A 3,010-nucleotide genomic window follows, 5' to 3' on the forward strand; every position below is an offset into this window, starting at 1 on the left:
AGCGCCCCGGCTCCGACCAACGTCTCCCGCGACGCGCTGGTGGGCCGCTGGGGCATCGCCTCCTTCCACACCGAGAAGGACCGCAAGCGCACGGAGGCCGAGGCTCGGGCCCAGTGCAAGCAGCCCTACACGATCACCAAGGGGCCGGGCGACGGGGTGATGATGCACGTTGCCGATGATCCCAAGCCCTACGAGCTCAGGCTGAAATCCGGGGCCGGCGGCAAGACCTATGTCGGCTTCGAGGCACCCGCCGGCGATCCGCAGGATCGCGAGATCCTGTCCGTGTCGCAGAAGGAACTGGTGATGCGTTTCGTCGATCCGGACGCGAACCGGCGCTACGGCACCTTCATCTACAGCCGCTGCTGATCTGGAGCTGACGAGACATGAACCTCTCAAGGACCTTCGCCGGCATCGGCCTCGCCTGCCTGCCGCTGCTCGCGCTCTCCGGCTTCTCGCTGGCACAGCCTCGCCCGGCCGCAGCGATGAAGGAGACGATGGAGATCGGCGACGAGCCCGGCCGCGTTTCCACCGAGGAGGTCAGCATCACCGAGGGGCCCTATGCCCGTCAGATGGTGCTGTTCCGCTCCAACGAGGCGCCAGGCACCGTGGTGATCCATTCGGGCGAGCGCTTCCTCTATGTGGTCCAGGGCAACGGCCGTGCCCTGCGCTACGGCATCGGCGTCGGCCGCGAGGGCTTCACCTGGTCCGGCCAGGTCCAGGTCAGCCGCAAGTCCGAATGGCCCGACTGGCGCCCGCCGCCGGAAATGCTGCAGCGCCAGCCCTATCTGCCGCGCTTCATGGCCGGGGGCCCGGGCAATCCGATGGGCGCGCGTGCGCTCTATCTCGGTTCGACCGTGTTCCGGGTGCATGGCACCAACCAGCCGGAGACCATCGGCCAGGCCATCTCGTCCGGCTGCTTCCGGCTCGCCAATGGCGACATCGTCGATCTCTATGAGCGCGTCCCCGTCGGGACCAAGGTCATCATCCGCCACAACGCCACGCTCTGACCAGCGCAGTGCGCAACCGAATCCGAAGGGGGAAGAGAGCTATGTCCACGGCCTCATGGTTTCGCCTGCCCGGCCTCGCTGCCGGCGCCGCGCTCGCTGCCCTGTCGGCAGCGCCGGTGGGAGCGGGCACGCTCGAGACGGTGAAGCAGCGCGGCACGCTTCAATGCGGCGTCAGTGAAGGCGTGCTCGGTTTCTCGGCGAAGGACGCCGAGGGCAAATGGAGCGGCTTCGACGTCGATTTCTGTCGCGCCGTCGCCGCCGCGGTTCTGGGCGACGCGACCAAGGTCGCCTTCACGCCGCTTTCCGCCAGCGAGCGCTTCGATGCGCTGAAGGGCGGCAAGGTCGATCTGCTCGCACGCAACTCGACCTGGACGCTCGGGCGCGAGGCGGAGCTCGGGCTGGCCTTTGCCGGCATCACCTATCATGACGGGCAGGGCTTCCTGGCGAAACGCGCCCTCAAGGTCGATAGTGCCCTTTCACTCGACAAGGCCAAGATCTGCGTCGAGACCGGGACCACGACCCAGCTCAACCTCGCCGACTTCTTCAAGGCCAATTCCATGACCTATGAAGAGAAGGCCTATCCCAGCGCGGCGGAGGCCTTCGCAGCCTTCGAAGGCGGGCAATGCGACGTGCTGACGCGCGACCAGTCGGCCTTGCATGGCGAGCGCCTGAGGCTCGCCAAGCCGGCCGAAGCGATCGTGCTGCCTGACGTGATCTCGAAGGAACCGCTCGGACCGGTGGTGCGCAGCGACGATTTTCCGTGGTTCAATGTGGTGAAGTGGGTGAACTTCGCTCTGGTGAACGCCGAGGAGCTCGGCATCGCCACCAGCAATATCGACGAGGCCCTGAAATCCCAGAAGCCCGACGCGCGGCGCTTCACCGGAGCCGAGGGCGGCTTCGGCAAGGCCATGGGTCTCGACCCAGACTGGGCGATCCGCGCGGTGAAGGCCTCCGGCAACTATGCCGAGATCTACGAGCGCAACCTCGGAACCGGCTCGAAGCTCGGCATCCCGCGCGGCCTCAATCAGCTCTGGAGCATGGGCGGCGTGCTCTACGCTCCGCCGCTGCGCTAGCCTTTGGAACACGCAGGCGACGACTGCACCGAGAGCGGGCCGCTGCCCGTTCTCGACGTCTCTGCTGTTGACCCGGTCCGGGGGCTTCCTCGAGGCGGGAACAAGTCGAAATCCCGCTCCTGCACGGGCTCTGCCCGTCCGGGTGCCCGGCCATGACCGCATCGTCTGAAGTCGCTGGAAAGAAGGTGGTGGGGGAAGCAGGACTCGAACCTGCGAAGGCATAGCCAGCGGATTTACAGTCCGCCCCCTTTGCCGCTCGGGACATTCCCCCGCCTGCGCCCTTGATCGGCCCATTGAGCCAAGGGCCACCGGATATGTCGCTTTCGCGACGACCGGCAGGCGCGGCCGGACTTATGGTGACCGGGCCGCCCCCTGTCAACGGCAAAAAGATCGAAGCTGTGAATTCCCTGCGTCGAGAGGCCGGCGGACGGCATTCAGTTCCCGGCGCCGACGCGCTGGAGGACGAAGTCGGCGCGAGCTTCCACGCTCGCTTGCGGCAGAGCGACGAGATCGTAGCCGTAGCGTGCATAGGTCCGGGCCATCACGGCGTGGGTTCGCTGCGCCTCGGCGAAATCCTGCCTGCGCTCCTCGTCTTGTTCGAAGATCGCTGGCCATGGCGGGGCGATGAACACCAGCCGGCGATAGCGGAGGCGTTCGGCGGCCTCCTCCAGCTGACGCGGCACCGGCAAGCCGCAGAGCGTCAGATAGCCCACGATATCCGGGAGGCCGCGGTCGAAGAACACCAGTCCTTCCCGGCGCCTCGCCTCGTCATGGCTGCGCAGGTCTGCGGCCAGCATCAACTCGCCGAAGAGCGCGCTATTCTTCCACGGCAGTCCTTCGCCGCCAGCCGCCTGCTGCTCGCGGATGATCGCCCGCCCGGCTTCGGCCTGCACGGCATGCCCGCGTTTGGCCAGAGCCTCGATCAGCGTC

The 3,010-nt window shown here is 67.0% G+C and carries 4 protein-coding genes and 1 tRNA gene; 3 read left to right on the plus strand and 2 right to left on the minus strand.

All coding sequences use genetic code 11. From position 1 onward, the window contains the following. The 3 genes from ACIPIA_RS13355 to ACIPIA_RS13365 all read left to right on the plus strand — a co-directional run. Positions 1 to 366 (plus strand): hypothetical protein (locus ACIPIA_RS13355; RefSeq protein WP_400510249.1); only part of this gene is annotated, 366 nt, incomplete at its 5' end. 17 nt (positions 367 to 383) lie between these two features. Then, positions 384 to 1,007: a L,D-transpeptidase gene (locus ACIPIA_RS13360; protein WP_400510251.1), complete on the plus strand. Its 624-nt coding sequence runs from the start codon at positions 384 to 386 to the stop codon at positions 1,005 to 1,007. A gap of 41 nt (positions 1,008 to 1,048) precedes the next feature. Further along, positions 1,049 to 2,080, plus strand: coding sequence for an amino acid ABC transporter substrate-binding protein (locus tag ACIPIA_RS13365; RefSeq protein ID WP_400510253.1), 1,032 nt, complete (start codon positions 1,049 to 1,051; stop codon positions 2,078 to 2,080). A gap of 186 nt (positions 2,081 to 2,266) precedes the next feature. Here the strand turns inward: ACIPIA_RS13365 and ACIPIA_RS13370 are convergent. Together ACIPIA_RS13370 and ACIPIA_RS13375 are read right to left on the minus strand one after the other, a co-directional pair. Next, positions 2,267 to 2,351 (minus strand) — tRNA-Tyr (locus tag ACIPIA_RS13370). A 163-nt stretch (positions 2,352 to 2,514) separates the two neighbouring features. Beyond that, positions 2,515 to 3,010 (minus strand): AAA family ATPase (locus ACIPIA_RS13375; protein ID WP_400510254.1); only part of this gene is annotated, 496 nt, incomplete at its 5' end.

The sequence above is a fragment of the Allobosea sp. CER48 genome, from assembly GCF_044752385.1.
Taxonomy (GTDB): Bacteria; Pseudomonadota; Alphaproteobacteria; order Rhizobiales; family Beijerinckiaceae; genus Allobosea.